Origin of the sequence: Staphylococcus gallinarum, assembly GCF_000875895.1 — a bacterium.
Lineage (GTDB): Bacteria > Bacillota > Bacilli > Staphylococcales > Staphylococcaceae > Staphylococcus > Staphylococcus gallinarum.
In genome coordinates this window covers 1-865 of record NZ_JXCF01000061.1, presented here as the reverse complement: position 1 = coordinate 865, position 865 = coordinate 1, and the positions used below count along the sequence as shown (strand labels likewise).

The 865-nt window shown below is 31.0% G+C and carries 2 protein-coding genes; both read left to right on the top strand.

Annotated elements, in window-relative coordinates:
* Window positions 1–342, top strand: a 342-nt coding sequence (locus tag SH09_RS12925) for an aminoglycoside 6-adenylyltransferase (protein WP_042740053.1), incomplete at its 5' end; no start/stop codon positions are given.
* A gap of 269 nt (window positions 343–611) precedes the next feature.
* On the top strand, window positions 612–865 hold a 254-nt coding region (locus tag SH09_RS12920), incomplete at its 3' end, for a plasmid mobilization protein (RefSeq protein WP_042740052.1).

Genomic DNA, 865 nt, shown 5'->3' with positions numbered 1-865 from the left:
GTTTTTAGAAGAGAAATATTATTTGCTTTAGATCATTTCAATAATATTTTACGTCCTGAATTATTAAGAATGATTTCTTGGTATATTGGCTTTAATAGGGGTTTTGATTTTAGTTTAGGAAAGAATTATAAGTTTATAAACAAATATTTAACTGATAAAGAATTCAATATGCTTTTAGCTACTTTTGAGATGAATGGATATAGAAAGACATACCAATCTTTTAAGCTTTGTTGTGAATTATTTAAATATTATTCAAATAAAGTAAGTTGTTTAGGAAATTATAACTATCCAAATTACGAAAAAAATATTGAGAATTTTATTCGTAATAATTATGAGAATTAATTTTATTAGCAACCACATTTTTGGTTGCTTTTGTTTTGATTTTGAATTTGGTTTTGAACTATGAGTGGCTAGCATTTTGCCACTCATTTTTTGCGTTAGCAAAAACATAAAGGGTCTGGGATTAATCCCAGCAAGCCGGTATATTCAGAACGAAGTGGCTAGAATATACGACGCTTGCCAAACCACTATATTACTTGAGAAAATATAGATTATATTATAAGCTATATTTATGAAAAGGAATATTTTTCGTCAGAAAGGTGGTGGGACTTGTGAACGAACATAAAGATAATTTGGCTAGCGATTTGTCTGTTGGGGGAAACCGTAAACCCAACCGCAAAGAGCCAAAACAAATTAGTTTCAGAGTGAGTGAACAGGAATATTCAAAGTTGAAACAGTCGGCAGAAACTTTGAATATGACAGTGCCTAATTTCGTTAAGAAAAAGGCACAAGGCAGTCGATTAGTGTCGCCAAAATTAGACAAAGAAACGCGACAATCGATTGCCAAAGATTTAAGTCATTTGGG